This is a genomic window from Bradyrhizobium yuanmingense (genome assembly GCF_029167105.1).
Lineage (GTDB): Bacteria > Pseudomonadota > Alphaproteobacteria > Rhizobiales > Xanthobacteraceae > Bradyrhizobium > Bradyrhizobium yuanmingense_A.
This window is the reverse complement of sequence record NZ_JARFML010000011.1, coordinates 48,254-73,379: the sequence shown is the minus strand read 5'-3', so window position 1 is coordinate 73,379 and position 25,126 is coordinate 48,254. Positions and strand designations below refer to the sequence as shown.

Sequence of the window (25,126 nt, the reverse complement as noted above, 5' to 3'; positions counted from 1 at the left end):
GTTCTCTCCCAGACCACTCGGCGCCGCTTGTACATGCTTGTTGGTGCAGCGCCGTCAAAGATCATGATTAGCGGCCGTGCCGGATTTCGCAATCGCGTTTGGGCGCCGGCATTCCGCCGCACGGCACGTGCGTGCCGCTTCCAAAACAAAAGTGCGAAAACAACCCCATGCACAGTAGACCGCCCCTGTCGGAACAGCGACTTGCGGAGGACGAACGAAATTTTTCGGATTTACGAAATAAACTCTGTCGCGTCGGGCAAAACAGTGGCATAATGGCATCATCGCAACAGTCGCGAGCGTCACGGCCTGCCAGCCCGGACCCGTGCCGACGCGGTTGCGCCTAACCCCTTCATCGACATTCCGAAATCCGCATTCGCGCGCAGCAGCGGACGGCCGTTCGCGCCTGCGCCGCCAATAGGACACAGCACATGACGACAGCTCTCTCGCGTCCCATCACTTCGCCGCTCGCGGCATCCGATCGCAGCGCCCCCGCAACGAACCCGCGCGTAAAACTCTACAAGCGGCGCATTGCGATCCGCCATCCCGACCCGCACGCCGGCGAGCAGCTGCTGGCCGAGGCGCTCGGCGCCGCCGACCGTGACGCGATGCACGGCATCTTGAGGCAATTGGTCAAGGCCAGCGTGGTCGGGCAGAAGCCGGATGAGGCCACTCTCGCCTTCATGATCTCGACGATCAGGAGCATCGCGCCGAAGGATTCCGTCGAGGCGATGCTGGTGTCGCAGATGGTGTCGGTGCACATGGCGGCGATGCGCTGTGCCTGCCGGCTCGCCTGCACCGACGATCTCGCGCAGCAGGAGGGCATCGCCCGCGCGATGACCCGGCTCTCCCGTACCTTCGCCGCCCAGGTCGAAGCGCTGAACCGCCATCGCAACAGCGACGAGCGCGCGATCACGGTGCAAAATTTGTCGGTGCAGGACGGCGGACGAGCGATCGTGGGCAACGTGACGCAGCATGCACATCTGATCGGCGCCGGTCCGGACACCGCGTCGGGCGCAGCCGGCGAAGCCGAATGGGCGGGCGCAACGCAAGGCGCCAGCGCATGAGCGGCGGTCACCTCCGCAGCACGCGCGCGATGGTGACGAGCCCGCGCTGCGGGGCGCGGACACGCGACGGCACCGCCTGCCGCGCGCCGGCGATACGCGGCAAGCCCCGCTGCCGCATGCATGGCGGCGCGCCGAGATCGGGCGCTCCGAAGGGAAACCGGAATGCATATCGACATGGAATGTGCACACCGGATGGTCGCGCCGAGCGACACAGGATGAAAACTTTGCTGGAAGATGCTTGGAAGCTTCTGAATGAGCTGAAGTAGTCATTTCCGGCGCGAGACCTCACTGCGCGGGAGGGCGGCAGAGCGCGCAGGCAGAGCGCTTTCATACATTTCCTTTCCAGATCAGCCATCGGTAGACGCCGAACACGTTGATAAGTGTCACCACCACGTTTTGCACCATCAGCGCATATTCCGCTGTTAGATAGCCGACGACGATCCAGATCACCGATGCACCGCTCAGCACGACGAAGGCCCAGCCGGTAATGAGTGGCCGGGCCCGGGCAGCTAGGATCAGCCCGGCGCCGATCGTGCCGACTGTCGCCACCCAACGCAGGATTTCATCCATGACACTTGTGCTCCCCGAAAGCCGACGTCGGAGCGTCGCTCGGCGATTTGCCTATACGGGCGCAGTAGGGGCAGGCCGCCGGAGTGGAACTTTCCGTCTCGTGCGCCGACCATCATGCGACCACCGCCCGAGCGACTTGGCTCCACAGTGGCGGCGGAAGGTCAGGGCACACGTGGTGATCCCGTGAAAGTATCAACTCCGCTGCGCGAAATCGGAAGCTCCTTTTTTCTCATCCCCGAACAGCGTTTCCATCAACGGGGGGCTGGCACATTGGCCCGAGCCGCCGAACTGAAATCGGAGCCAAGGACTTCTGCGGCAACGAGCTGATCAAATTAGCGCGACTTCCGCTGTTGGCCCAAAGCGCGTGTCGGGAAACTGCTGCGATCGGCGGCCGTGGAGGGTAAGCAGACATCCGGCGAATAGACTGCAAATGGCGCTCCTGCCCCATCTCGGGATTAGGCCCTAGTCCAGCAGCGGCCCGATATGCTTTGATGCGTCGGACTACTCATCCGCTATACGCGAGCCACGGCGTCGAGAGGCGGCCGTAGCGCTCCAACTTAGAATGAATGTGGCCGACCCCATCGACGACTTGGAGGATATCATGAGCGCAGACTCGGAAATCAAATCTGCGGGCGCCAACATTCAGGCAAGCACTATCAGCACCATTGTACTTGGCTTTGCAGCCGATCCGATGGCGCGTTGGGTTTGGCCCGATTCATCCGAATATCTCAGGATTATGCCTCAATTCGTCAAGGCATTTGGCGGACGGGCATTCGAGCATGGCACAGCTTACATCACAGAAGGGGCTCGCGCGGCCGCCCTGTGGCTGCCGCCCGGCGTCGAGCCCGATGAAATGGCCATGGACGCACTCATGGCGCAATCCCTACGTCCGGAGATCGCCGATGATATTGGACACATGCTCCAGGGAATGGCCGAACATCATCCACACGAGCCCCATTGGTATCTGCCTCTCCTTGCCTCCGATCCGAACTGGATCGGCCAAGGTCTCGGCACATTGTTGATGAAGCACGCTCTTCGACGATGCGACGAGGAGGGCATCGCCGCCTACCTCGAAAGTTCGAATCCGCGAAACATCTCCCTTTATGAACGCCACGGCTTCAAGATCATCGGCGAGATACAACATGGTTCTTCGCCGACGATGACGCCAATGTTGCGGACAGCTTCTTGAACGGAATCCAATCTGTCGAAGAGGAGGGCTCGCAGCCGCCAATGCTTGTTGACTTCCGCTTGTGGCCCGGAGCGGTCTGTGAGGGCAGCGCAGAGTGCGTCTGCTCTGCCCCCGAAGTCAGACGTCGACTTGTTCTGCTATCGCGAGGGCGTCGTCGACCTCGATGCCGAGATATCGAACGGTGCTCTCGATCTTAGTATGCCCCAGAAGCAGCTGTACGGCTCGCAGATTGCCGGTTCGGCGATAGATCAAGGTCGCCTTGGTCCGGCGAAGGGAATGCGTTCCGAACAGGTTCGGATCCAGTCCGATGTCGGCGAGCCAGCGGGATAGGAGGCGGGCATATTGGCGGGTCGTCATATGTCTACTCAGCCGCCGGCCCGTAAACAAGTAATCCCCCGACTTCTTGCCCGCAACCCGCAGGTAATCGTCGATTGCCTGCCGGGTCGATTCCGTCAGTTCAAACTTGACCGTCCGGCCAGTCTTCTTTTGTCGGACGGCCGCGCGGTCGGCCGAATATCCGCCCGGCGCAAGGTCATCAACTTTCAAGGCTACAACGTCGCAGCCACGCAGCTTGCTATCGATAGCGACGTTGAACATTGCCAAATCGCGCGTTCGGCCTTCGACCTGGAGCTTGGTTCGGATTGACCAGACGTGCTTCGGACGGAGCGGCGGCTTTGCGCCGACGATCTTCCCCTTGTTCCATGGAACGTGCTTCGAGACGACGGGGACGGCGCTTGGGATAACGGTCATGTTGACCTCCTCGGCTAGTGAGCTGGTCATTTTCAGTCCAGAGCCCTTCCTATCCCGCGTCCGCTTCTAGACGATTGAAGACGTACTTGCGTCCAATTCGAACGATGGCAGGAGCGATTTTGACCCATTGCGGACATTTGGCCGCGGAGGCGGCTTGTCATAGCTGGGACTTAAAGTGCTACGATCGCACCATCCCTAATTGGCGCGGATGAAATTGTAAATTGATCGGCAATTGCCCTAGCTGAACCAGACAGGCTGGCGCCTCTGGAGGAGCATGCAGCGTCGCAGCTTCATTAAACAGCTTGTTGCTACAGCGGCAATGGGTCAGCCAATGTTTTCGCATGCTCAACCCTCGGTACGGCAACGGCGCATTGCGATAGCAATCCCCGGCCGTAACTGGGGCGAAGAGATTAGAGACAACCCTTACCACACTGCATTCATGGATGAGTTGGCGCGGCTGGGCTTTGTCGAAGGACGCAATCTCACTGTGGACCGCTATGGCGTCAGTGGCGAAATAGACGCTTATCCGGAACTCGCGCGTTCAGTCGTTAAGGGTCGGCCCGAGGTCGTTTTGACCGCCACGATCCCAATGACGTCGGCCCTCAAGGCAGCAACAAGCGCTATTCCACTCGTTACCATCATCGGTGATCCGATAGCTGCGGGCCTTGCGTCAAGTTTGGCCCGTCCTGGTGCCAACATCACCGGCATTACGGTAGATGCCGGCATAGAGCTTTGGGGAAAACGTCTGTCGCTCTTGATGGAGATCAAACCTGGAGCAGCTCGGCTTGCTTATCTTTCGTCTTCATCGGCATTGAAGCAACCCCAAGCAGCTATTGTTGAGAGATCGGCTCTGGCTCTAAACCTCTCGCTGCTTCGGATTGACCTCGGGAGCACCTTGAGCGAAAGCGCTTATGAGACCGCCATTTCTCCCCTTCAAAATGCCCAAGCAGACTTGTTGCTAGTTTCCGATGAACCTCAACATATATCTAACGGCGGGATCTTGGCCCGCGTTGTTACGAAAGCCCAAGTACCTGCGATGTATCCGTTCCGGGATATCGTCGTTGCCGGCGGACTTATGGCGTACTATCGGGATCTCGTTCAGGCGCTCGGTCAAGCAGCGGCTCAAGTCGGTGAGATACTGAAGGGCACCAATCCAGCAGAGATGCCCTTCCGGCAACCCACATCATTCAAACTTTCGATCAACACCAACGCGGCCCGCAGCATTGGACTCGTCGTACCACCAAAGCTGCTTGCTATCGCCGACGACGTCATCGAATGATTGGTGCTTCCGCTTGTGGCCCATCTGCGAAGTTGAACCGCGTCTGTCGGAGGTCCGCTCATCGCGGCAGAGCGGTCCAGATTTCCTCAACCTGAGTTCTTTCGCATTTTGACCATTGCGGAAGTTCGACATCAACGGCGAGCAATTGGCCTAGGCGTTCTCCATTGTATGGCTTAGACTCGCCGCATGGGACTATTGACCTTCAGCATCAACGTTACCCTGGATGGCTGCGTCGACCACCAGGAGGGTATTGCCGACGACGAGACGCACGCCTTCTTCACCCGCCTTATGGACGAGACCGGGGCGATGTTGTGGGGTCGCGTCACCTACGAGATGATGGAGAGCTACTGGCCGGCAGTCGCCCGTGGCGACGAGGAGGTGCCACCGGCGATACGCGAGTGGGCGGTCAAGCTGGAGGCCAAGTCGAAGTACGTAGTGTCGTCGACGCGAAAGACCTTCCTGTGGACCAACAGCCACCTCATTGCCGGCGACCTTCGCAGGGGCGTACTGAGGCTCAAGGACGCGACCCCGGCCGGCGTGCTCCTCGGTAGCAGCAAGCTCGCGACCGAGTTGGACCGGCTGGATCTAATCGACGAGTACAAGTTCCTCGTCCACCCAAGGATCGCCGGCCACGGCCCGACCCTCTACCAGAGCGGGCTGCCCAGCACACGACGGCTCGAACTGATCTCGGCCGAGGCGCTCCGCAGCGGCGCGGTCGCCATGCATTACCGGCGCGCGCGCTGACTCATAGCAGCTTCTTACCGCCCAGCTCGCGGGCGCGCGCGTCCTGGGAAGCCTTCTCGCCGCGCAAGATGACATCCCACTGCCCTCGCGCAATGTCCGCTCCTGCGCCGCTGTTGGGGAATAAGCAGACATCGCGGATTTCTGAGTACACGCCCTAAACCAGAAAGCTCGTGCCGGCAGCCAAAGAGCTAGGGCCGTGTATTCGCCGGATTCTCAGGGACAATCTGCAGCCCGGCTGCGTTCAGCGCTTCAGTGATTTGCTTGGCCAGCAGCTTGGCTTCTTCAGTTCCGATTTGAATGTCGGGAACGTCCTTGAAGAACGCGCAAACCGTCGCCGCTATGACGGTATTGACCTGGTGCGGATCAACCATTTGGTGCACGCCAGATTGCGATTAACTTAACCGACTCGGGGCGCGTCAGGCTGCAGGACCGCCGCGCCCATCCCGACCCGCAGGCCGGCGAGCGGCTGCTGGCCGAGGCGCTCGGCGCCGCCGACCTTGACGCGATGCACGGCATGCTGAGGCAATTGGTCAAGGCCAGTGTGGTCGGGCAGAAGCCGGATGAGGCCAATCTCGCCTTCATGATCTCGACGATCGGGAGCATCGCGACAGGACGGCGGCAGCCCTCACCCGTCACGCCGGGCGGCGCCGCCAAGAAAGAGCTTCCAGGCCTTCTCGAAGTACAGCTTCCGCTCTCTGGCCGAGGCGAGCGGCTTGTAGCCGAACATCGCAAGCGTCGTCGGACCGACGATGATGCTGTTGATCAGAAAGTCGGTCAGGAAATCGACGTCGCCCGGCACGAGGCGCTGATCGGCTTGAGCTTTCGTGACCGACGTCCGCAACAGCGACATGATGGCATCAGGCTCAGGCTTGGCCTGGCTTCCGGCGGTCACGAGGCTTTCGCTCGCGGCGATGCGCTTGAAGGCGACCAGTTCCGGATCGAGATTGAGGTCGAGCAGCAGGCTTGCCAGCTCCTTGAGCTGCGCCAGGCTGTTGTGGCCGGATTGCCTCACCTGAAGATCGGCCAATCGCTCCATGATCCGGCGGCGGCTTCGCTCGAGCACCGCGGCGAAGATCGCGCTTTTCGACGGATATCTTCGGTAGATGGTGTCCTTGCCCGCCCCGCATTCCGCGATGACGCGCTCCATCGAGGTGGCGGCATAGCCGTCCCGGGCGAACAATGCGGCTGCCACGGCAAGGATCCGCTCCTCGATCGCCTGCGCTTCTTCCCTTGTCGGCCGTCCGCCGCGCCCTTCGCCGCTGAGCCTCCTGGCGCGTTTGCCGGTCTTCGATGCCGTCTTCATGCCTTCCCTTTGCGCTCCCGGAATCAGTCTGGACTTTTAATAGTTCTAAATATGCGAAAACGCCAATTGCATAACTGGACAGTTTCGTCCCGTTTTGTTTTAAGCCGCCTTGCAGATATCGGGTGGGGTTTTGAAATGGGAATGACCGACGGATCGCAGCGAACCCTGCGAGGCGTGGCGCTGTTGCTTGGTTCTACGACGTTCCTGGCGCTGGACGTGCCGGCCTTTGCACAGGGCTCCCAGCTGCCGCCGGTCACGGTGGACGCACCGCAAGCGCAACGCACGGCGCGCACCGCGGCATCGCAGCGCTCGCAAAGTGCTGCGCGGCGCAGCGCCCGGACGGCGAATTCCGGCGCACCTGCGCCGGCTGCTCCGGGCGCGACGCGCTCGGCGACCCGGCAGGACACGCGCGACCAGGTGCTTGCCACCAGCCAGTCGACGGCGACGAAGACGTCCACGCCGGTGCTGGAGACACCGCAATCGGTCACCACGGTGACCCGCCGGCAGATCGATACGCAGAACCCGCAGACCGTCGGCAACGCCCTGCAATACACGGCGGGTGTCCTCTCCGAACGCGACGCGACCACGCGTTATGACAGCGTGTTCCTGCGCGGCATCGGCGGCTTCGGCACCTCGACCAATTTCGTCAGCTTCCTCGACGGTTTGAAGCTGCCGCGCGGCCAGGCTATTGCGGTGACGTCGATCGACGCGTTCCTGCTCGATCGCATCGAGGTCATCAAGGGTCCGTCGGCCGTGTTGTACGGACAGATCAGCCCCGGCGGCCTCGTCAATCTGGTCAGCCGTCAGCCGAGCGACATTCCATACAACGAGGTGCGCATCGAAGGCGGCAGCCACGGCCGGGTCCAGGGCGGGATCACGAGCCAGGGAGCGCTGGATGCCGCACGTCAATGGCTCTACAGCATCAGCGCGATCGGCCGGATGTCGGGCACGCGCTATGACGACGTGGAGGAGCAGCGCTACGGTGTGGCGCCGGCGATCACCTGGCGCCCGGATGCCGACACCCAGCTCACGGTCTCGGGCTTCTACCAGCGCGATCCGAAGGGTGGCTATTTCAACTCGCTCTATCCGCAATCGCTGGCGCCCGCCGCGTACAAGCCCTATCTCAACCGCAATCTGAACATTGGCGATCCCGGTTTCGACCGCTTCGAGCGCGAGCAGGCGGGCGTGGGCTACGTGTTCGACCGCCGCCTGAACGAGGTGGTGAGCTTCCATTCTGCGCTGCGCTATTCCAAGGTCGACACCGACTTCCAGTCGCTGCAGATGGCGGCTCCGCTGACCGCGACCGGCACGATCCCGCGCGCGGCGATCCGGTCGATCGAGAGCGCCGAAGGTATCGCAGCCGACAACCGTCTGCGGTTCGACTTCAGGACGGCTGCGGTCGAGCATACCGTGCTGGCCGGCTGGGACCAGCAGAACGCGCGCAGCTCGTGGCAATATCAGTTCGGCGGGGCGACCTCGCTCGATGTCGTCAACCCCGCCTATTACCAGCCCGTGGGAACCCTGTTCCCGTTCATCAACAACGACCAGTCGCTGACGCAGACCGGCATCTACGTCCAGGACCAGATGAAGTTCGGCGGCTTCCGCCTGACCCTGGGCACACGGCACGACTGGACCGAGCAGACCAACGACAACAGGATCTCCGCGACGAGGCAGTCGCAGGAGAGCGACAAGCAGACCTATCGCGCCGGCCTCCTCTATCTCTTCGACAACGGCCTCGCCCCCTACGTCAGCTATTCGACCTCGTTCGAGCCGACCATCGGCGTCGGCAGCAACGGCCTGCCCTTCGTGCCCACGACCGGCGAGCAGTATGAAGGCGGCCTGAAGTACAAGCCGGCGTTCGCCGACATGTTGTTCACCGCAGCCGTCTTCGATCTGCGCCAGCAGAATACGCTGACGCCGTCCAGCGTGCCGGGCTTCAGCGTCCAGCAGGGCGAGATCCGCTCGCGCGGCATCGAGCTGGAGGCCCGTGGCAAGCTGACGGAGAACATCGAGATCATCGCAGCCTCGACCTTCCTCGATACGGAGGTCACGAAATCGACCGATCTCACGGCGATCGGCAAGCGCCCGCAGGCCGTGCCGACGCATTTCGAATCGCTCTGGGCCAATTACAGGTTTCTCACCGGGGGCCTTGCCGGGCTCACCATCGGCGGCGGCGTGCGCTCGGTCGGTTCCTCCTATGGCGACGACATCAACAGCCTGATATCCCCGGGCTACGTCGTGGTCGACGCCGCCGTGCGCTATGACCTCGTCAATCTGGTGCGGGCCTGGAAGGGAGCGGAGCTCACGCTCAACGTCACCAACCTGTTCGACAAGAGCTACTACACGAGCTGCAGCTCGAACTTCTACTGCCAGTTCGGAAACGGCCGCCTCGTGCTGGCGGGCCTGCGCTACAGATGGTGATCGCATCGTGCCGGCCATGACGGCAAGAGGGCTGCGATGGTGGTCCTGGATTCACAGGTGGAGCAGCCTGATCTGCACGATCTTTGCGCTGCTGCTGTGTCTCACCGGGCTGCCCCTCATCTTTCACGAGGAGCTGGGACCGAACCCGGCGATCGACGAGGTCGCCGGGCCCGGCGGCCGCGCGTCGGTCGACAGGATGATCGCCGAGGCGCTTGCCGGGCGGCCGGGCGAGGTCGTGCCGTATCTCTTCTACGATCGCGACAAACCGATCCTGAAGATACCGACGGCCGCCAGCATGACGTCTGCTCCGGACACCTTCTTCTACAAGGTGTTCGACATCCGGACCGGCAAGGCCCTCGCCGCCGATCAGCCCAATGAAGGTTTCCTCTACATCATGCTGCGGCTCCATGCCGACTTGTTTGCTGGCACGAAGGGCATGTTGTTCCTCGGCGGCATGGGGCTCTTGCTGACGCTTTCGATCGTGTCAGGCATGGTGCTGTACGGGCCGTTCGCGCGGCGGCTCAGATTCGGCGAGATACGCAAGCGGCACAGCAACCGGCTGCGATGGCTGGACCTGCACAATCTGCTCGGCATCATCACCCTCGCATGGTTCGGCATCGTCACGCTGACGGGCGTGATCAACACGCTGGCCGCGCCGATCGAGCTGATGTGGCAGTCGAACCAGCTGCTCGAGATGGCCGCGCAAAATCGCGGCAAGGCGCCGGACGATCGCAAGGCTCCGGTCGACCTGGTGCTCGCCAATGTCCGAGCGGCCGTGCCGGGAATGACCGTCATGACGCTCGCCTTTCCCGGCACCCCGTTCTCCACCCCCACCCATTACGCGGCGTTCCTGACCGGGGATACGCCGCTGACGAGCCGCATCCTCAAGCCGGCCATCATCGATGCGGCCAGCGGCGAAGTCGTCGCGGTTCGCGACATGCCATGGTACGCAACGGCCCTGTTCGTGTCGCAGCCGCTGCATTTCGGCGACTATGGGGGGCTGCCGCTGAAGATCATCTGGGCGCTGCTCGACATCGTCACCATCATCATCCTGATCAGCGGCCTGTACCTCTGGCTTGCCAAATCGCGCGCAGGCGGCGCTCGCCTTGATCTGGTGGAAACAGCCTCGGCCAAGGCTGCCCGATGAACACAGGCCGGACAAGGAACTCACCCTGGGCGATCCCGGCGCTGCTGGCGCTCGTGACGCTGTTCGGTCTGCTCGCCGCCCTGGTCGGTGAAGGCGGCATCTGGTGGGCCCTTTCGTGGGCGGCGCTGGCGGTGCCTTGCGCGTGCAGCGCATATTACTTCGTTCGCGGCCTGTTGCCGCCCGATAAACCCTGATATCACCGGTCCACTTCGGCGACGCGCCGATCCGGCCATTGGCACGCGCTCCCCGATCATGTACCCCACCCGGAGTATTGCCGGGACGGGACGCTCATGACCACCGCCGCCGACGACGCGGGCACCGCCACCCGCGCGCTGATCTTCGCGCTGGTCGCGCTCGCCTGCGGCCACATGCTGTCCACATTGCTGCGCACCATTCCGGCTGTGAGCCTCGATTTGATGGCGGCGGATTTCCACATCGAGCCGCAGGCGCTGGCGAGCCTCACGTCGGTCTATCACTTCGCCTTTGCGGCCTCGCAAATCCCGGTCGGGGCGGCGATGGACCGGTTCGGCGTGCGGCCGGTGGCGCTCGCCCTGCTGGCGGGAACCGTGTTCGGCGCGATGGCGTCCGGCTTTGCGACGGGACCCGAGAGCTTCGCCGTCGGGCAACTGCTGCTCGGCATCGCCACCTCGGGCATGCTGATGTGCCCGATGACGCTCGCAGCCAAGCAATTGTCGGCGGCGCGGTTCGGATTGTGGTCGGGCGCCATTCTCTCGATCGGCAATATCGGCATGCTGCTGTCGGCGAGCCCGCTCGCCTTTGTGATCGACGCTTACGGCTGGCGCGCCGGGTTCTGGATTTCCGCGATCGGCGGCGTCGTGGTGGCGCTCGCGGTGTTTGCGCTGGTGCCGCACCAGCCGGCCGAGCAAAAGGACTCGTCCTCGCCGCTGTCGCAGATGATCGATGTGGTCAGGCTCGGCCTGTCGCGGCCGCTGCGCGGCGTGATCGCGCTGGCGATGGTGTCGCTGGCGAGCACGCTGGTGCTGCGCGGCCTGTGGGGCGGGCCCTGGCTGATGGAGATCAAGGGACTGACGCGGGTCGAGGCCGGCAACCAGCTCGGCGCGTTCACGCTGGCGATGATCGCAGGCCCGCTACTGGTCGGCATGATCGACCGCAGGCTCGGCCGCCGCCGCGAGCTGGTTGCCGGCACGCACGCGATCGCGGCGCTGCTGCTCGCGCTGATGGCGCTGGGAGCTCCGCACTTCGCCGTTGCATGGCTGTTCGGCGTGAACGTCATGCCGCCCTCCTACGATCTGGCATTGTTCGTGCTCATCGGGCTCTTCACCTCGGCGCAGCCGCTGCTGTTCGGCATGTCCAGGCAACTGGTCGATGCGCAGGTTGCCGGCAAGGCCCTTGCGGCCGTCAATCTCGCGTTCTTTCTCGGCACCGCGCTGATGCAATCCGTCACCGGCGCGGTGGCCGCGCTCGCGGGGCTGCCGGCGGTGCTGCTGTTCATGGCGGCGGCGCTGGCGCTCGGCGTGCTGATTTTCTTGGTCTACACGCAGCGCGTCTGAGCCCCTTGCGAAATGCGGAAGCGCAGGAGATGCTGCGCTGCCATCCGCATCAGGGGAATTCGAGTCCATGCCCGTCGACACCAAAGCCGCCACCGATCGTCTCATGCGCTTCCTCACTGTCGAGGGCGTCACCGGGCAGGAGGCGGCGATCGGGCGGGAGCTCACGGCCGCGCTGAAGGAGGCCGGCGTGCCCGCCAAGGCGATCCGGCTCGACGACGCCAACACGCGCATTCCGGTGCCGACCGAGACCGGCAATCTCATCGTCGACCTGCCCGGCCGCGGCGCGCTGCACAACCAGCCGCGCATCATGTTCATGACCCATATGGACACGGTGCCGCTGTGCGCCGGCGCCAAGCCGAAATTGTCCGGGCGCAAGATTGTCAATGAGGCGAAGACTGCGCTCGGCGGCGACAATCGCTGCGGCTGCGGCGTGCTGGTGACGCTGGCAGCGGAACTTGCCAAGCAGAAGCTCGATCATCCCCCGATCACGCTGCTGTTCTGCGTGCGCGAGGAGAGCGGGCTCTATGGCGCACGACACGTCAAGCTCGACGAGCTCGGCAAGCCGGTGATGGCGTTCAACTATGACGGCGGCTCGGCCTCCAACGTCGTGATCGGGGCCGTCGGCGCCGATCGCTGGACCGTCGAGATCTTCGGCCGCGCCTCGCATGCCGGCGTCGCCCCCGAGCGCGGCATCTCCTCGACCATGATCATGGCGCTGGCGCTCGCGGACGTGAAGGCCGGCGGCTGGTTCGGCAAGGTGGTGAAGGGCAAGAAGCAAGGTACCAGCAATGTCGGCCCGGTCACCGGCGGCGAAGGCCGCCCCGCGGGCGATGCCACCAACGTCGTCACCGACTACGTGCATGTGCGCGGCGAGAGCCGCAGCCATGACGGAAAATTCTTCAAGGAGATCACCAAGGCTTACAAGGCCGCGTTCGAGAAGGCCGCCAAGAAGGTCACCAACGCGCAAGGCAAGTCCGGCAAGGTCAAGTTCAAGGCCGAGACCGACTATTATCCGTTCCGCATGAAGGAGAACCTGCCGGTCGTCGAACGCGCGATCGAGGCGGTGTCCGCGGTGGGCGGAACGGCGAACGTGCGCGCCGCCAATGGCGGCCTGGACGCCAACTGGATGGTCCGCCACGGCATTCCGACCGTGACCTTCGGTGCCGGCCAGAACGAGGCGCACACGGTCGACGAATGGATCAATCTCGACGAATACGACCGCGCCTGCGCGCTGGCGCTGCAACTCGCGACGATGCGGTGAGTTGCGTCTGTAGGGTGTAGTAGGGCGTAGGATGGGTAGAGCGTAGCGAAACCCATCGCCCAACGTTGATGATGATGGGTTTCGCTGCGCTCTACCCATCCTACAATAAGAAGAAGGGAGGCCACATGCCGCGCATCGCAAACATTGAGACCGGGCTCTACCGGATCCCCCTCCCCATCACGCTGTCGGACTCCACGCATGGCGACATGACGGCGTTCGAGCTGATCACCTGCCGCATCCGCGATGCCGATGGCGCCGAGGGCGTCGGCTACACCTACACGGTCGGACGCAACGGCGGGGCTGTGGCCGACATTCTCAAGCGCGAGATCCCGCCGCTGGTCGAAGGACGCGAGGCCGACGATACCGAGGCGATCTGGCATCACGTCTGGTGGGGGCTGCATTATGGCGGGCGCGGCGGGCCGGCGGTGCTGGCGCTCTCGGCACTCGACATCGCGCTGTGGGATCTGAAGGCGCGTCGCGCCAAGCTGCCGCTGTACCGCCTGCTCGGCGGCTTCGATGCGCACGTGCCGTGCTATGCCGGCGGCATCGACCTCGATCTCTCCGTCGATGCGCTGCTGAGGCAGACCGACGGCAACCTCGCCAAGGGCTTTCGCGCCATCAAGATGAAGGTCGGCCGGCCCGACCTCAAGGCCGATGTCGCGCGCATCTCCGCGATGCGGCAGCATCTCGGCGACGGCTTTGCGCTGATGGCGGATGCCAACATGAAATGGACGGTCGAGGAGGCAATCCGCGCCGCGCGTGCTTTCGTTCCTTTCGACCTCACCTGGCTCGAGGAGCCGATCATCCCCGACGACGTCGCCGGCCATGCGCGCATTATGCAGGCCGGTGGCGTGCCGATCGCGGCCGGCGAGAACCTGCGATCGCTGTGGGAGTTCAAGAACTACATCGCATCCGGCGCGGTGTCCTATCCCGAGCCCGACGTCACCAATTGCGGCGGCGTCAGCGCCTTCATGAAGATCGCGCGGCTGGCGGAGGCGTTCAACCTGCCGGTCACGAGCCACGGCGCGCACGACGTCACCGTGCACCTGCTCGCGGCCTGCCCGAACCGATCCTATCTGGAGGCGCACGGCTTCGGGCTCGACAAGTACATCGAGCATCCGCTGGTGCTGAAGGACGGGCTGGCGCTGGCGCCTGACAGGCCCGGGCATGGGATCGGGTTCGATTGGAAGGGGCTGGGGAAGCTGGTGCCTTAGGCTGGATGCTCTTAACCTCTCCCGCTTGCGGGAGAGGTCGGCGCGAAGCGCCGGGTGAGGGCTCTCTCCTCTGGGGGAATCCCAACGCGGAGACACCCTCTCCCCAACCCTCCCCCGCAAGCGGGGGAGGGAGCGCACCTTCTCCGGAGCTTGCACCAAACGACATTGCTGCACGCGAGGCATTCCAGGGCGCGGGGTGCATGGCGGTGATAATCCTTTATGCTGACGGCAACGACACCTTGCGAGAGACCCCTGCCTTGTCCCCCGAACTGCACCAGAAACTGACCGCGTGGCGCCGGCATCTGCATGCGCATCCCGAACTGTCGCTCCAGGAGAAGGAGACAGCCGCTTTCGTGCAGGACAAGCTCACCGAACTCGGCATTCCCTTCGAGGCCGGCATCGGCGGGCACGGCATCGTCGCGACCTTGACACGCAGCCATGCGCAGAGGCGGGTCGGTCTGCGCGCCGACATGGATGCGCTGCCGATCACCGAGGACACCGGCCTGCCCTATGCTTCCAAGACATCGGGCGTGATGCATGCGTGCGGCCATGACGGCCATACCGCCGCGCTGCTGGGCGCAGCAGCGCTGCTCGCCACTGATACCGATTGGAGCGGCACGGTCGATTTCATCTTCCAGCCGGCCGAGGAAGGCTTTGGCGGCTCGCGCGCGATGGTCGCGGCCGGGCTGTTCGACCGTTTTCCGATGGAGCGGATCTTCGGCTTCCACAACTGGCCGGGCCTTGCGGCCGGCACCATCGCCGTGCACGACGGTGTCGTCATGGCCTCCGGCGGACGCATCACCATCAATATCGAGGGCCACGCCGGGCACGCCGGCATGCCGCATCTGACGCGCGATCCCGTGGTGGCGGCCGGGCACCTCATCGTCGCACTGCAATCGGTCACCTCGCGCGGCGTCGATCCGCTCGACACCGCCGTGCTGTCGCTGTGCACGATCGAAGGCGGCACCGCGCCGAACCAGATCGCCGGCCGCGTCACCATCCGCGGCACGCTGCGCTACCACCGCGAGGCCGTCAAGGACGTCATCCTCGACGGCATCGCGCGCACCTGCGCCGGGATCGCGACCAGCTTCGGCGTCAAGGTCACGCCCGAGATCGTCTGGGGTGTCGGCGTCGTGATCAACACGCCCGATGAGGCCGACCTCGCGCGCATCGCCGCGGAGAAGGTGCGGGCGCCGGTGCGGCGCGATCTCGCGCCCAGCATGGCCGGCGAGGATTTTGCCCATTATCTGCAGCAGCGGCCCGGCGCCTTCGTCTGGATCGGCAATGGCGAGTTGCGCGAGGGCGCCGAGCTGCACGGCCCGCGCTACGATTTCAACGACGCGATCCTGCCCGTGGCATCAAGCTGGATGGCGGAAGTGGCCAAGGCGGCGCTGGCGACGAATTAACTTATCTCGCGCGGCAGCTTCCAGTCCGGCCGCGGCGCGAACGTCTCTTCGATGCGCTCGACGTGATAGCCGGACGGCAGAATGTGGCCGCCCTCCTCGTCCGCAACGGGCACGTCGATCACGAGGCCCTCGATCAAGGCGGCTTCCCACACTTCCTTCTCGGTCGGAAAGGGATTGCCGATCTGCTTGTTGCCTTCGAACAGCGCGTACATCGGTTCCGGTCCTTGCGTTGGCTGGTGCACCGGAAACGTATCGGCTGCGAGGACGTTCCCCTCCGGAAAGGCAAGAGATGGCACATCGATGGCACGCGTTCTGATCGGAACTTCGGGCTGGCACTACGCCTCCTGGCGCGGCCCGTTCTTTCCCGAGGGCGTGACGCTGAAGCAGCAGCTTCGCTACTATGCCGGGCAGTTCGACACCACGGAGCTGAACGGCGTGTTCTACCGCACGCCGACGCCCGAAGCGGTGAAGGGTTGGCGGGAGCAGACCGGCCGCGATTTCGTGTTCGCCTGGAAGGCCTCCAAATTTATCACGCACTGGAAGCGCCTGTCGGACCGCTCCGTCAACAGCCTCGAGCTGCTGGAGGATCGCATCTCCAGGCTCGGCGGCAAGGCCGGCCCGATCCTGTTCCAGCTGCCGCCGCAATTCGAGGCGAATGCGGACCGGCTCGCCTCGTTCTTCAAGCTCTTGTCGCGGAAGCGGCGCTACAGCTTCGAATTCCGCCATCCGAGCTGGTATCAGCCGCGCATCCTGCGCATGCTGGCTGAGGAGAACATCTCGCTGTGCCTGTCCGACCATCACGATGCGCCGGCGCCGTGGAAGCGCACCGCGGATTTCGTCTATGTGCGCGGACACGGGCCGGGCGGGCGCTATCACGGGCACTATACCAAGGCGGCGCTGGCGCAATGGGCGGGGCGCATCAAGTCGTGGAAGCGGCAGGGCTGCGACGTCTACGTCTATTTCGACAACGACCAGAAGAGCGCAGCACCCGCCGACGCCAAGGCGTTGAAGCAATTGCTGTGAGTTAGATGACGCCGCTCTGCCGGAGCGCCGCGATCTCGTCCGCACCATAGCCGAGGTCGGCGAGGACGCGGTCGGTGTGCTCGCCGAGGGTCGGCGGGCGGTGCGCGATCTCGCCCGGCGTTTCCGACAGCCGCACCGCGGCGCGGGCAACCGGTGCCTGCTTCGGCAGGCCAGGATAGTCGACATCCTGCATGAAGCCGGCGGCGCGGATGTGCGGGTGATCCAGCGCCTGCTGCGGCGAGAGCACGGGCCCGGTCGGGATCATCGCCTGGCCGAGCGTGTCGACGGCCTCCTGCGTGGTGCGCTCGGCGCACCAGCGCGCCATCCGCTCGCTGATGAGCGGGCCGTTGTTGCCGCGGCTGATGTCGTCGGCAAAGCGCGCATCGTTCAGCCACACATCCTCCTCGCCCATCAGCCGCGCCCAGCGCTTGAACAGCGGATGACCGGTGACCTGGCAGAGCACCCAGCCGTCTTTGGTGCGGTAGATGTCGGCTGGCGCCGCGGTCTGGCCGAGATTGCCCGTCGGCACGCGGTTGACGGCGATGACGGCCTGCTCGATCAGCGTGGCATTGGTGAAGGACAGAGCGGTTCCGAGCAGCGCGCCCTCGACGATCTGGCCGCGCCCGGATTTGCCGCGCTCGATCAGCGCGGCGAGCGTGCCGAACGCGCAGTGCAAGGCAGTGCCGAAATCGACCCAATTCACCGCGGCCCGGTACGGCGGATCGCCGGTGCCCGTCATGTACACCGAGCCCGACATCACCTGCCCGACCCCGTCGAAGCCGACGCGGTCGGACCACGGGCCCGGCCCGCCGAATGCGGTCGCCGTGGTCAGGATGATGTCCGGCTTGATTGCTTTCAGCGAGTCGTAATCGAGCTTCATCGCGCGCAGGGTCTGCGGCGGCAGATTGGCGACGACGACGTCCGCGGTCGCGATCAGGCGGCGCATCACCTCCTGGCCTTCCGCCTTCATCGGATCGAGCGTGATGCCCTTCTTGTTGCGGTTGATCTGGAGGAACAGCGCGCCCTCGCCGCCTTCACCCACCGGCGCGACGAACCGATCCTCGCTGCCGTCGCGCTTCTCGACCCGGATGACGTCGGCCCCGAACTCGGCCAGCAATGTGGCGCAATAGGGCCCGGCGATATAGCGCCCGAAATCGAGCACGCGCACGCCCTCCAGGACTCCTCCCATCGACTTCTTCCCCAGTGTTTTGCTCAGATTACAGGGACTGGCTGCCACCGCAAGGCGAGCGGTGCGCATAACGGCCTGCGCGCAAGATGTGATCGGCCGGCGTTCCGGAGAGCGGAAATTGTGCGATAGTATGGCGCTTTCAATCCCCGACGCAGAGCACAACCATGCCGCAACAATTCGACCGGTCCGCAGAAGATCTCGGCAACGCCATCCATTTCGAGCACGTCAATATCCAGGTCCCGGACCAGCGCCTCGCCACGCTGTTCTACGTCGCCGGGCTCGGGCTTACCCGCGATCCCTACCTGATGGTCTCGGACACCAACATGTGGATCAACGCCGGGCGGAGCCAGTTGCATCTGCCGAGCGGCCGGCCGCAGGTGCTGCGCGGACACATCGGCCTCGTCATCGAAGGCCGCGAGGCGCTGCTGGCGCGGCTTGCGTCGGTCGCGAAGAAGCTCGAGGGCACCGCGTTCGCATTCAGGGAGCACAACGACCATGTCGAGGCGGTTTGCCCGTGGGGCAATCGCGTGCGCTGCTACGAGCCCGACGCCCCGCGGTTCGGCCGGATCGCGCTCGGCATTCCCTATGTCGAGTTCGACGTGCCCATGGGATCGGCGGCCGGCATCTGCGCCTTCTATCCTGAAGTCATGGGCATGCCCGCGAGCTTGCGGAACGGCGATGGCACCGTGGCCGCCGTGAAGACGGGCCGCAACCAGCATCTATTGTTCCGCGAGACCGACCGGCCGCAAGCGGACTATGACGGCCACCACGTGCAGATGTACATCACCGATTTCTCCGGTCCCTACCGCAAGCTGCTCGCGCGCAAGCTGATCTCCCGCGAGGACAATCAATACCAGTACCGGTTCTGCGACATCGTCGACCTCGACAGCGGCAGGAAGCTGTTCACGGTCGAGCACGAGGTGCGCTCGGCGACCCATCCGATGTTCATGCGGCGGCTGGTCAACCGCAATCCGGCGCTCAACAATCGCAACTACGCCTTCGGCCACGACGAGTCGTCCTGGGCGATGGGGCCGGATCAGTACGAGGGATAATTTTACGGCAGATTGTCCCGCAGGAAAATGTCGATGCGGATGCGTTCCTGGTCGGGGCTGATCGGCTCGCCCGAACAATGCGCGAGCAGGACTCGCGCCGCAGACCGCGCCTCATGGCCGGCATCCTGGTTGATGACGGCATCGAGCGTGCCGCGCACCAGGAACCGTCTGGTGTGTTCGGTCAGCTCATGGGTGATCCAGACCACCTCGCGCGCGCGGCCCGAGGCCTCGAGCGCATCGGCGATGCCGCGGTTTCCGGCACCGCAACAATAGATGCCACGGAGATCGGCATGGCGGGCGAGCAGCGCGGCCGTGAGGTCCCGCGTGCGGTCGCTGTCGTCGCGCCCCTCGATGACAGGCAGTGCGGACAGGTTCGCATACTCGCTGGACAGGATCTGGTGGAAGCCGAACTGCCGTTCGGTGTGGTCGCGCAGCGACAACGATCCCGCAATCACGGCGACGGTGCCCTCGCGCCCGGCGAGGAAGCGCCCCATCAGCGTGGCGGCGGTGCGGCCCGCGGCCGGATTGTCGATCCCGACATAATGCACCCGGGACGAGCTCGGCGCATCCGATACCAGGGTCACCACGGCAACCCCGCGCGCGACGAGTTCGTCGATCGCGGCGCGCACCCTGGGGTGATCGAGCGCGATGACGGCGACGCCCTGATAGGCCGGCGAGAGGTTCTCCAGTGCACCGGCAAGGACGTCGGGGTCGAACACGTCGACATGGTGGATGTCGATGAAGCCGCGATGGCCGGCGAGCCAGCCCGCGGTGCGCGCGACCTGTTCGGTGAGGTTGGTCATGAAGCTGTTGCTGCCGGTCGGCAGCACGAAGGCGAAGCGGAAGGTCTGCCCGCGAGCAAGCCGCGCCGCGGCAAGATCGGCGCGATAGCCGAGTTTTGCCACCGCGGCCTCGACCCGCGCGACGGTCTTGGCGCGGACACCCTCGCGCCGGTTGACGACGCGATCGACGGTGGCGAGCGAAACGCCTGCCGCGCGCGCGACGTCCTCGAGCGTGGCCCGAGTCACCGGCTGGGTCGCGCCTTCAGTCATTCGCGCGCGGCCCACAGCATGCCGCGGGTCATCAAGGTCCGGATCTCCGGCACGTCGAGCTCGTAGGCGCGGTGGCCCAGCGAGGAATAGAATACCCGCCCCGCGCCATAGCGCTTTTTCCACACCACGGGCATCACGACGCCCTCGATCCAGGGCGCGTGCTCACCGGTGAAGGTCGTCGTTGCCAGGACCTCGATGGCGGGATCGACATGCATGTAATATTGCTCTGACCGATGCTCGAAGCTTTTCAGACCCGTCATGATCGGATCGTCCGGTTTCGTCAAGTCGACCTTGTAGTCGATGATGTTGCCGGGATGGGCGACCCACTGCCCGCCGCACAGGAATTGGTAATCGACCGATTCGCGGAAAGCATCGCACATGCCGCCATGATGGCCGGCAAGCCCGACGCCGCTGCGCACCGCATCGCAGAGGTTGAGCGCTTCCGCCTTCTCGATCTTCGACATCGTGTAGATCGGTATGATCAGCGACAGATCGTGGATCGCGGGATCGGCGAAGGCTGCCGTCGTGGTTTCGATCCGCACCTCGAAACCTTCCGCCTTCAGCCAGCCACGGATCATCGACGCGCAGAGATCGGGATCGTGTCCCGGCCAGCCGCCCCATACAATCATTGCCTTGCGCATGGTCATACCCTCAATCGATCTGTCCGGTTTCACGCCCTGCCGGCAGCATCGCCGGCCGCTCGACGCGGCTCTCGATCCTGACACGGCGGCCCTCGTCGGCGGAGGTCTGGAACGCCTCCATCACCTCCAGCACGTGGAACGCGAGCGCGCCGCTGGCGCGATGCGGTCGGTCGTTCAGGATCGCGCCAGCCATGTCGGCGACGCCGATGGAGCGAAACTCGCCCTCGACGTGGCCATGCGTCAGCGGCATCGCTTCCCATTCGCCGCCAGTCTTGGCCACCTGAACCTCGCCGCCGAAACGATTTGGGTCAGGCACCAGCATGCTGCCCTTGTCGCCGTAGATCTCGATCGGCGCATGCCGATGTTTCGGCACGTCGAAGCTCATCGTGATCGACACGACCGCCCCGCTCTCGAACTCCAGCGTCCCCGCGACATGGGTCGCGACCTCGACCGGAATCAGCGCGCCGTTCATCGGCTGGCTGGTGACGAGGCGCTCGGTTTTGGGGCGCGCGGTCGAGCCCATCACGCTGGCGACCGGACCGAGCAATTGCACGAGATCGGTGATGTAATACGGCCCCATGTCCATCATCGGCCCGCCGCCGCGCAGGTAATAGAAGCCGGGCGCCGGGTGCCAGCGCTCGTGGCCGGGGCAGCCGAAGAAAACGCTGCCCGCGACGGGCGTGCCGATCGCACCATCATCGATCAGCTTGCGCGCGGTCTGATGGCCGCCGCCGAGGAACGTGTCGGGCGCGCAGCCGACGCGCAGGTTCTTCTGCGCGGCGAGCTCCATGACCTTGCGCGCCTCAGTGACATTGATGCCGAGCGGCTTCTCCGAATGGACGTGCTTGCCGGCGTTCAGCACCGCCAGGCTGACGTCGGTGTGGGCGAGCGGCACCGTGAGATTGACGACGATCTCGACATCGTCGCGCTTCAACAATTGGTCTACCCGCATTCCCGGCAAGCCGAAGGCCGCGCCCTGGCGCTCCGCAACCTCGCTGCGCATGTCGGCGAGCGCCCTGACCTCCATGACCGGAAAGCGCTGGGCGGCCTTGAGATAGGCGGTGCTAATCACACCACAGCCGATGATTCCGATGCCGACTTTTCTCATTGTTATCTCCTCAGAATGCGGCTCATCCCTTGACCGCACCTGCGGTGAGGCCCGCCACGATGTGCTTCTGCGCCAGCAGGAACAGAATGATCGTGGGCAGGATGGTGAGTGTGATGAAGGCCAGGATCAGGTGCCATTCGGACGAGTATTCGCCCTGGTAGACCATGATGCCGAGCGGCCAGGGATACAGCGCGTCGGTGTTCAGCATCACCAGCGGCAGCAGATAGGCGTTCCAGCTGTTGACGAAGGTGATGGTGCCGACGGTCGCCAGGATCGGACGCGACAAGGGCAGCGTCACATAGCGGAAGAACTTGATGTAGCTGCAGCCGTCGACCAGCGCCGCCTCGAGCAGCTCGTATGGAATGTCCTTGAAGAAGCGGCGCAGCAGCAGCACGCTCATGGCGAGACTGAACGCCACCTGCGGCAGCGCGACGCCGAAATAAGTGTCGAGCAGGCCGAGATCCCGCACCTTGATGAACAGAGGCAGCACGGCGGTCGCGGCGGGAAACAGCAGGCCCAGCGTCAGATAGCTGAGCAGCATCGATGAGCCGAAGAACCTGACATGGGCGAAGGTGAACGCGGCCATCGAAGCCGTGATCAGGGTCAGCGCCACCGCCAGCGTCGAGATGACAAGCGAGTTGCGCAGGAGCTGCCAGTAGCGCGCCGAGAACAGGATGTCGGCATAGTTCTGCCACTCCCATTGTGCGGGCAGGCCGAACGGATTGACACGGAGCTCGCCGAGCGACTTGAAGCCGCCGAGCAGGGTCGCGAGCAGCGGCACCAGGACGAAGATCGCGACCAGGCCGAGGAACAGCGCCTTGAACAGCACGGCGGGATCGAATGCGAGTCTAGCCCCGGCACTATTCATCGCGCATGAACCATCGCTTGTAGGTGAAGGCAAAGGTCACGCAGATCGCGAACAGGATGACGCCGATGGCGCTGCCATAGCCGACCCGCATCCGCGAGATGCCGTTGTTGTAGAGAAAGCTCACCAACGTGTTCGAGGAGTCGGCCGGTCCGCCGCGCGTCAGCGGCATGACGAGATCGAACAGCTGCAGGGATCCGATGATGGCGAAGAACACCGACAGGCGGATCGTCGGATAGAGCAAGGGGATCACGACGTGGCGCAGCGTCTGCGTCCGCGTCGCGCCGTCGATGCGGGCGGCCTCGACCAGGTTCTTGTCGAGGCTTTGGAGCGCGGCGATGAACAGCATCATGTGGAAGCCGAAATACTTCCAGACCACCACGATCAGGACCGCCAGCATCGCCGTGTCGGTCGAGGCCAATAAATGCGGAGGCTCGGCGCCGAAGGCGCGCCAGATCGAGGCGACGAGGCCGTAGTCGCCGTCATAGACGAAGCTGAAGATCAGGCCGGTTGCGATCTCGGCGAGGATATAGGGCATGAAGAACAGCATGCGCAGCGCCACGGCGCCGCGAAACTTTTCGGCCAGCATCAAGGCCAGCGTGAGCGCGAGCGGTAGCTGGACGGCGAGCGAGACCGCAATGATCAGCCCGTTGTTGCGCAGCGCGAGCCAGAAGGCCCGCGTCTCCAGCACGAAACGGTAATTGTCGAAGCCGATCCAGTTCGTCGGCCTGCCGAACCCGTTCCAGTTGAAGGCCGAGTACCAGGCGGCCTCGCCGATCGGCAGCACCACGAACAGGGTGAACAGCAGCAGCGCGGGCGGCAGGAACAGGATCAGGACCGTGAAGCGTCCGTCCCAGCCCGGGCCGCGAACCGCGACCTGGGGCGCCGCCTCACCGGCAACGCCGATCGGCGAGGTGATCGCGATCCGTCGCGCCACAATCAGTTACCTTGCTTGTACGCCGCCTCGATGGCTTTCGCCGCGTCTTTCGGGCTCATGCTGCCGCCGGCGATCTCGGCCGTGACGTCGTTGACGACGCGGCCGACCGACGGTCCGAGGCTCTGGTCGTAGAAATTCTGGTGATAGTTCGACTTGGCGAGATTGGCCGCGATCTGCTTCATGAAGGCGCTGTTGAGACCGGCCTCGCCGCCCTTGACGACGGGCACGATGAAGTTGCCCGCGGCGAGCCGCGCCTGCACGTCCTTGGAGATGAAGAACTTGAGGAAGTCGGTGGCCTCCTTCGGCGCCCCCTTGGTGATCAGCCAACCGGTGATGCCACCGAGCGTGTCCGACGGCTCACCCTTGCCGCCGGGTACGGTCGGAAAATCGAACCAGCCGAGCTTGTCGTCGCTGAGACCGACCTTGTCGGCGGCAAGGGCGCGCTGGGTGTGATAGAACGACGAGATGGCCAGGATCATCGCGGCCTTGCCGTCGCCGAAATAGCCCACGGCCTGCGGGTTCTTGAAGCCGAGGAAGCCGTTCTGGAACGGCTGCAGATCGACCAGCTGCTTGAACAGCTCGCCGGATCTCTGGAAGGTCTCCCCAGTGAACCCGCCATTCTCACCCTTCAGCGCTGCATCGAAGGCCGGCTTGCCGCCGATGCGCACTGCGAGATGCGTCCAGTAAAAATGCAGCGGCCATTTGTCGGCACCGCCAACCACAATCGGCGTCACGCCCGCGGCCCTCAGCGTTTTCACTGCGCCGAGCAGATCGTCCCATGTCTTGATCTTGCTCGCGTCGACATTCCCCTTGGCCATCAAGTCCTTGTTGTAGAGGAAGCCGACCTGCGACAGCGCGGTCGGCAGGCCATAGACCTTGCCGTTGCTGGTGAAAGCCGCGAGCGCTGCCGGTGCGATCGTGTCGCTGTAGCCGCCGCTCTTCACGGAATCGGTGATGTCTTCCAGGACGCTGGCCTCGATCTGGGTCTTCAGGACCCCGCCGGCCCAGCTATAGATGATGTGCGGCCGATCCTTCGATTGCAGGATGGTCGGCAGCTTGGCCTTGTAGGCCTCGTTCTCGAGGAACTGCATCTCGACCTTCACACCTGGGTGCGACGCCTCATAGCTGCGTGCGACCTCCTCCCAGATCTTCACCTGGGCCGGGTTGACCTCGATGTGCAGCCATTTGACCGTGGTGTCGGCTGACGCGGAACTGGCCCAAAGCAGGCATGCGGCAGCGGCGAGTCCCAGTTTCCCGAGCAATCTCATCACATCCTCCCGACCGTCTTTTATTCTTTGACGCAATCCTGCCCTCAATTTTTGAGGTGCGCAACACAAATTCTGATCTATGCACCTCACCAACAGAATGGCTAAGGTTTG

General features: G+C 64.2%; 27 protein-coding genes. 14 read left to right on the top strand and 13 right to left on the bottom strand.

Features of this window, described 5'->3' with window-relative positions; translation table 11 throughout:
- Window positions 1-428 precede the first annotated feature (428 nt).
- Window positions 429-1,064 carry a hypothetical protein gene (locus P0R31_RS16360; RefSeq protein WP_275514903.1) on the top strand — a complete coding sequence of 212 codons (636 nt, stop codon included), beginning with the start codon at window positions 429-431 and terminating at the stop codon, window positions 1,062-1,064.
- Window positions 1,031-1,330, top strand: coding sequence for an HGGxSTG domain-containing protein (locus P0R31_RS16355; protein ID WP_343299322.1), 300 nt, complete (start codon window positions 1,031-1,033; stop codon window positions 1,328-1,330). The genes P0R31_RS16360 and P0R31_RS16355 overlap by 34 nt, the downstream gene beginning before the upstream one ends.
- Window positions 1,331-1,391: 61 nt before the next feature.
- Here P0R31_RS16355 and P0R31_RS16350 read toward each other — a convergent pair whose 3' ends face one another.
- The gene (locus P0R31_RS16350) at window positions 1,392-1,634 is read right to left on the bottom strand and encodes a hypothetical protein (RefSeq protein ID WP_051056887.1); all 243 of its coding nucleotides are present in this window, start codon (window positions 1,632-1,634) and stop codon (window positions 1,392-1,394) included.
- A 601-nt stretch (window positions 1,635-2,235) separates the two neighbouring features.
- On the opposite strand from P0R31_RS16350, the gene P0R31_RS16345 reads away from it, so the two are divergent.
- A complete protein-coding gene (locus tag P0R31_RS16345; RefSeq protein ID WP_157287049.1) occupies window positions 2,236-2,823 on the top strand; it encodes a GNAT family N-acetyltransferase in 588 nt (195 codons plus the stop codon).
- 117 nt (window positions 2,824-2,940) lie between these two features.
- Here the strand turns inward: P0R31_RS16345 and P0R31_RS16340 are convergent, their stop codons facing one another.
- Window positions 2,941-3,573: a tyrosine-type recombinase/integrase gene (locus tag P0R31_RS16340; RefSeq protein WP_275514902.1), complete on the bottom strand. Its 633-nt coding sequence runs from the start codon at window positions 3,571-3,573 to the stop codon at window positions 2,941-2,943.
- A 274-nt stretch (window positions 3,574-3,847) separates the two neighbouring features.
- Here P0R31_RS16340 and P0R31_RS16335 point away from each other — a divergent pair, with 274 nt between their 5' ends.
- On the top strand, window positions 3,848-4,852 hold the full coding sequence (locus P0R31_RS16335; protein ID WP_275514901.1) for an ABC transporter substrate-binding protein: 1,005 nt from the start codon (window positions 3,848-3,850) through the stop codon (window positions 4,850-4,852).
- Between the two features lie 186 nt (window positions 4,853-5,038).
- Entirely contained in the window at window positions 5,039-5,596 is a 558-nt protein-coding gene (locus P0R31_RS16330; RefSeq protein WP_275514900.1) for a dihydrofolate reductase family protein, read from the top strand.
- A gap of 188 nt (window positions 5,597-5,784) precedes the next feature.
- Here the strand turns inward: P0R31_RS16330 and P0R31_RS16325 are convergent, their stop codons facing one another.
- From P0R31_RS16325 to P0R31_RS16315, 3 genes are all read right to left on the bottom strand, one after another.
- The gene (locus tag P0R31_RS16325) at window positions 5,785-5,967 is read right to left on the bottom strand and encodes a hypothetical protein (RefSeq protein ID WP_275514899.1); all 183 of its coding nucleotides are present in this window, start codon (window positions 5,965-5,967) and stop codon (window positions 5,785-5,787) included.
- Between the two features lie 26 nt (window positions 5,968-5,993).
- Window positions 5,994-6,122: a hypothetical protein gene (locus P0R31_RS16320; RefSeq protein WP_275514898.1), complete on the bottom strand. Its 129-nt coding sequence runs from the start codon at window positions 6,120-6,122 to the stop codon at window positions 5,994-5,996.
- Window positions 6,123-6,221: 99 nt separating this feature from the next.
- Window positions 6,222-6,899 carry a TetR/AcrR family transcriptional regulator gene (locus tag P0R31_RS16315; protein WP_275514897.1) on the bottom strand — a complete coding sequence of 226 codons (678 nt, stop codon included), beginning with the start codon at window positions 6,897-6,899 and terminating at the stop codon, window positions 6,222-6,224.
- Window positions 6,900-7,040: 141 nt separating this feature from the next.
- Here P0R31_RS16315 and P0R31_RS16310 point away from each other — a divergent pair, with 141 nt between their 5' ends.
- From P0R31_RS16310 to P0R31_RS16280, 7 genes are all read left to right on the top strand, one after another.
- Complete coding sequence (locus P0R31_RS16310; protein WP_275514896.1) at window positions 7,041-9,320, top strand: TonB-dependent siderophore receptor; 2,280 nt, start codon at window positions 7,041-7,043, stop codon at window positions 9,318-9,320.
- Window positions 9,321-9,336: 16 nt separating this feature from the next.
- On the top strand, window positions 9,337-10,467 hold the full coding sequence (locus P0R31_RS16305; protein ID WP_275514895.1) for a PepSY-associated TM helix domain-containing protein: 1,131 nt from the start codon (window positions 9,337-9,339) through the stop codon (window positions 10,465-10,467).
- The gene (locus tag P0R31_RS16300) at window positions 10,464-10,661 is read left to right on the top strand and encodes a hypothetical protein (protein WP_275514894.1); all 198 of its coding nucleotides are present in this window, start codon (window positions 10,464-10,466) and stop codon (window positions 10,659-10,661) included. The genes P0R31_RS16305 and P0R31_RS16300 overlap by 4 nt, the downstream gene beginning before the upstream one ends.
- Before the next feature lie 96 nt (window positions 10,662-10,757).
- On the top strand, window positions 10,758-11,999 hold the full coding sequence (locus tag P0R31_RS16295) for an MFS transporter (RefSeq protein WP_275514893.1): 1,242 nt from the start codon (window positions 10,758-10,760) through the stop codon (window positions 11,997-11,999).
- 67 nt (window positions 12,000-12,066) lie between these two features.
- Entirely contained in the window at window positions 12,067-13,260 is a 1,194-nt protein-coding gene (locus P0R31_RS16290; RefSeq protein WP_275514892.1) for a M20/M25/M40 family metallo-hydrolase, read from the top strand.
- Window positions 13,261-13,385: 125 nt separating this feature from the next.
- Window positions 13,386-14,474, top strand: a complete 1,089-nt coding sequence (locus P0R31_RS16285) for a mandelate racemase/muconate lactonizing enzyme family protein (protein ID WP_275514891.1) — start codon at window positions 13,386-13,388, stop codon at window positions 14,472-14,474.
- A 257-nt stretch (window positions 14,475-14,731) separates the two neighbouring features.
- Window positions 14,732-15,880 carry an amidohydrolase gene (locus tag P0R31_RS16280; protein WP_275515034.1) on the top strand — a complete coding sequence of 383 codons (1,149 nt, stop codon included), beginning with the start codon at window positions 14,732-14,734 and terminating at the stop codon, window positions 15,878-15,880.
- On the opposite strand, the gene P0R31_RS16275 is transcribed toward P0R31_RS16280, so the two are convergent.
- Window positions 15,877-16,092, bottom strand: a complete 216-nt coding sequence (locus P0R31_RS16275; RefSeq protein ID WP_275514890.1) for a hypothetical protein — start codon at window positions 16,090-16,092, stop codon at window positions 15,877-15,879. The two genes, P0R31_RS16280 and P0R31_RS16275, sit on opposite strands and share 4 nt — an antisense overlap.
- Before the next feature lie 88 nt (window positions 16,093-16,180).
- On the opposite strand from P0R31_RS16275, the gene P0R31_RS16270 reads away from it, so the two are divergent.
- The gene (locus P0R31_RS16270) at window positions 16,181-16,903 is read left to right on the top strand and encodes a DUF72 domain-containing protein (protein WP_275514889.1); all 723 of its coding nucleotides are present in this window, start codon (window positions 16,181-16,183) and stop codon (window positions 16,901-16,903) included.
- 1 nt (window position 16,904) lies between these two features.
- Here the strand turns inward: P0R31_RS16270 and P0R31_RS16265 are convergent, their stop codons facing one another.
- Window positions 16,905-18,092: a CaiB/BaiF CoA transferase family protein gene (locus tag P0R31_RS16265; RefSeq protein WP_275514888.1), complete on the bottom strand. Its 1,188-nt coding sequence runs from the start codon at window positions 18,090-18,092 to the stop codon at window positions 16,905-16,907.
- A 164-nt stretch (window positions 18,093-18,256) separates the two neighbouring features.
- Here P0R31_RS16265 and P0R31_RS16260 point away from each other — a divergent pair, with 164 nt between their 5' ends.
- Window positions 18,257-19,144 (top strand): VOC family protein, encoded by an 888-nt coding sequence (locus tag P0R31_RS16260; RefSeq protein WP_275514887.1) that lies wholly within the window; start codon window positions 18,257-18,259, stop codon window positions 19,142-19,144.
- Between the two features lie 2 nt (window positions 19,145-19,146).
- On the opposite strand, the gene P0R31_RS16255 is transcribed toward P0R31_RS16260, so the two are convergent.
- The 6 genes from P0R31_RS16255 to P0R31_RS16230 are packed head-to-tail and all read right to left on the bottom strand — an operon-like array spanning window position 19,147 to window position 25,015.
- The gene (locus P0R31_RS16255; protein ID WP_275514886.1) at window positions 19,147-20,196 is read right to left on the bottom strand and encodes a LacI family DNA-binding transcriptional regulator; all 1,050 of its coding nucleotides are present in this window, start codon (window positions 20,194-20,196) and stop codon (window positions 19,147-19,149) included.
- Entirely contained in the window at window positions 20,193-20,837 is a 645-nt protein-coding gene (locus P0R31_RS16250) for a ThuA domain-containing protein (RefSeq protein ID WP_036004213.1), read from the bottom strand. The genes P0R31_RS16255 and P0R31_RS16250 overlap by 4 nt, the downstream gene beginning before the upstream one ends.
- Before the next feature lie 10 nt (window positions 20,838-20,847).
- Window positions 20,848-21,945, bottom strand: coding sequence for a Gfo/Idh/MocA family protein (locus tag P0R31_RS16245; RefSeq protein WP_275514885.1), 1,098 nt, complete (start codon window positions 21,943-21,945; stop codon window positions 20,848-20,850).
- A 22-nt stretch (window positions 21,946-21,967) separates the two neighbouring features.
- Entirely contained in the window at window positions 21,968-22,813 is an 846-nt protein-coding gene (locus tag P0R31_RS16240; RefSeq protein WP_275514884.1) for a carbohydrate ABC transporter permease, read from the bottom strand.
- A complete protein-coding gene (locus P0R31_RS16235; protein ID WP_275514883.1) occupies window positions 22,806-23,747 on the bottom strand; it encodes a carbohydrate ABC transporter permease in 942 nt (313 codons plus the stop codon). The genes P0R31_RS16240 and P0R31_RS16235 overlap by 8 nt, the downstream gene beginning before the upstream one ends.
- Window positions 23,748-23,749: 2 nt before the next feature.
- Window positions 23,750-25,015 carry an extracellular solute-binding protein gene (locus P0R31_RS16230; protein ID WP_275514882.1) on the bottom strand — a complete coding sequence of 422 codons (1,266 nt, stop codon included), beginning with the start codon at window positions 25,013-25,015 and terminating at the stop codon, window positions 23,750-23,752.
- Between the last annotated feature and the right edge of the window lie 111 nt (window positions 25,016-25,126).

What these genes read in the sequence shown, in the direction of transcription:
- P0R31_RS16230 (WP_275514882.1), bottom strand. Translation starts at nt 25,015, where the DNA reads ATGAGATTGCTCGGGAAACTGGGACTCGCCGCTGCCGCATGCCTGCTT.
- P0R31_RS16330 (WP_275514900.1), top strand. Translation starts at nt 5,039, where the DNA reads ATGGGACTATTGACCTTCAGCATCAACGTTACCCTGGATGGCTGCGTC.
- P0R31_RS16270 (WP_275514889.1), top strand. Translation starts at nt 16,181, where the DNA reads ATGGCACGCGTTCTGATCGGAACTTCGGGCTGGCACTACGCCTCCTGG.
- P0R31_RS16335 (WP_275514901.1), top strand. Translation starts at nt 3,848, where the DNA reads ATGCAGCGTCGCAGCTTCATTAAACAGCTTGTTGCTACAGCGGCAATG.
- P0R31_RS16340 (WP_275514902.1), bottom strand. Translation starts at nt 3,573, where the DNA reads ATGACCGTTATCCCAAGCGCCGTCCCCGTCGTCTCGAAGCACGTTCCA.
- P0R31_RS16355 (WP_343299322.1), top strand. Translation starts at nt 1,031, where the DNA reads ATGGGCGGGCGCAACGCAAGGCGCCAGCGCATGAGCGGCGGTCACCTC.
- P0R31_RS16325 (WP_275514899.1), bottom strand. Translation starts at nt 5,967, where the DNA reads ATGGTTGATCCGCACCAGGTCAATACCGTCATAGCGGCGACGGTTTGC.
- P0R31_RS16360 (WP_275514903.1), top strand. Translation starts at nt 429, where the DNA reads ATGACGACAGCTCTCTCGCGTCCCATCACTTCGCCGCTCGCGGCATCC.
- P0R31_RS16275 (WP_275514890.1), bottom strand. Translation starts at nt 16,092, where the DNA reads ATGTACGCGCTGTTCGAAGGCAACAAGCAGATCGGCAATCCCTTTCCG.
- P0R31_RS16350 (WP_051056887.1), bottom strand. Translation starts at nt 1,634, where the DNA reads ATGGATGAAATCCTGCGTTGGGTGGCGACAGTCGGCACGATCGGCGCC.
- P0R31_RS16255 (WP_275514886.1), bottom strand. Translation starts at nt 20,196, where the DNA reads ATGACTGAAGGCGCGACCCAGCCGGTGACTCGGGCCACGCTCGAGGAC.
- P0R31_RS16285 (WP_275514891.1), top strand. Translation starts at nt 13,386, where the DNA reads ATGCCGCGCATCGCAAACATTGAGACCGGGCTCTACCGGATCCCCCTC.
- P0R31_RS16295 (WP_275514893.1), top strand. Translation starts at nt 10,758, where the DNA reads ATGACCACCGCCGCCGACGACGCGGGCACCGCCACCCGCGCGCTGATC.
- P0R31_RS16260 (WP_275514887.1), top strand. Translation starts at nt 18,257, where the DNA reads ATGCCGCAACAATTCGACCGGTCCGCAGAAGATCTCGGCAACGCCATC.
- P0R31_RS16315 (WP_275514897.1), bottom strand. Translation starts at nt 6,899, where the DNA reads ATGAAGACGGCATCGAAGACCGGCAAACGCGCCAGGAGGCTCAGCGGC.
- P0R31_RS16345 (WP_157287049.1), top strand. Translation starts at nt 2,236, where the DNA reads ATGAGCGCAGACTCGGAAATCAAATCTGCGGGCGCCAACATTCAGGCA.
- P0R31_RS16300 (WP_275514894.1), top strand. Translation starts at nt 10,464, where the DNA reads ATGAACACAGGCCGGACAAGGAACTCACCCTGGGCGATCCCGGCGCTG.
- P0R31_RS16290 (WP_275514892.1), top strand. Translation starts at nt 12,067, where the DNA reads ATGCCCGTCGACACCAAAGCCGCCACCGATCGTCTCATGCGCTTCCTC.
- P0R31_RS16265 (WP_275514888.1), bottom strand. Translation starts at nt 18,092, where the DNA reads ATGGGAGGAGTCCTGGAGGGCGTGCGCGTGCTCGATTTCGGGCGCTAT.
- P0R31_RS16305 (WP_275514895.1), top strand. Translation starts at nt 9,337, where the DNA reads ATGACGGCAAGAGGGCTGCGATGGTGGTCCTGGATTCACAGGTGGAGC.
- P0R31_RS16240 (WP_275514884.1), bottom strand. Translation starts at nt 22,813, where the DNA reads ATGAATAGTGCCGGGGCTAGACTCGCATTCGATCCCGCCGTGCTGTTC.
- P0R31_RS16250 (WP_036004213.1), bottom strand. Translation starts at nt 20,837, where the DNA reads ATGCGCAAGGCAATGATTGTATGGGGCGGCTGGCCGGGACACGATCCC.
- P0R31_RS16245 (WP_275514885.1), bottom strand. Translation starts at nt 21,945, where the DNA reads ATGAGAAAAGTCGGCATCGGAATCATCGGCTGTGGTGTGATTAGCACC.
- P0R31_RS16310 (WP_275514896.1), top strand. Translation starts at nt 7,041, where the DNA reads ATGACCGACGGATCGCAGCGAACCCTGCGAGGCGTGGCGCTGTTGCTT.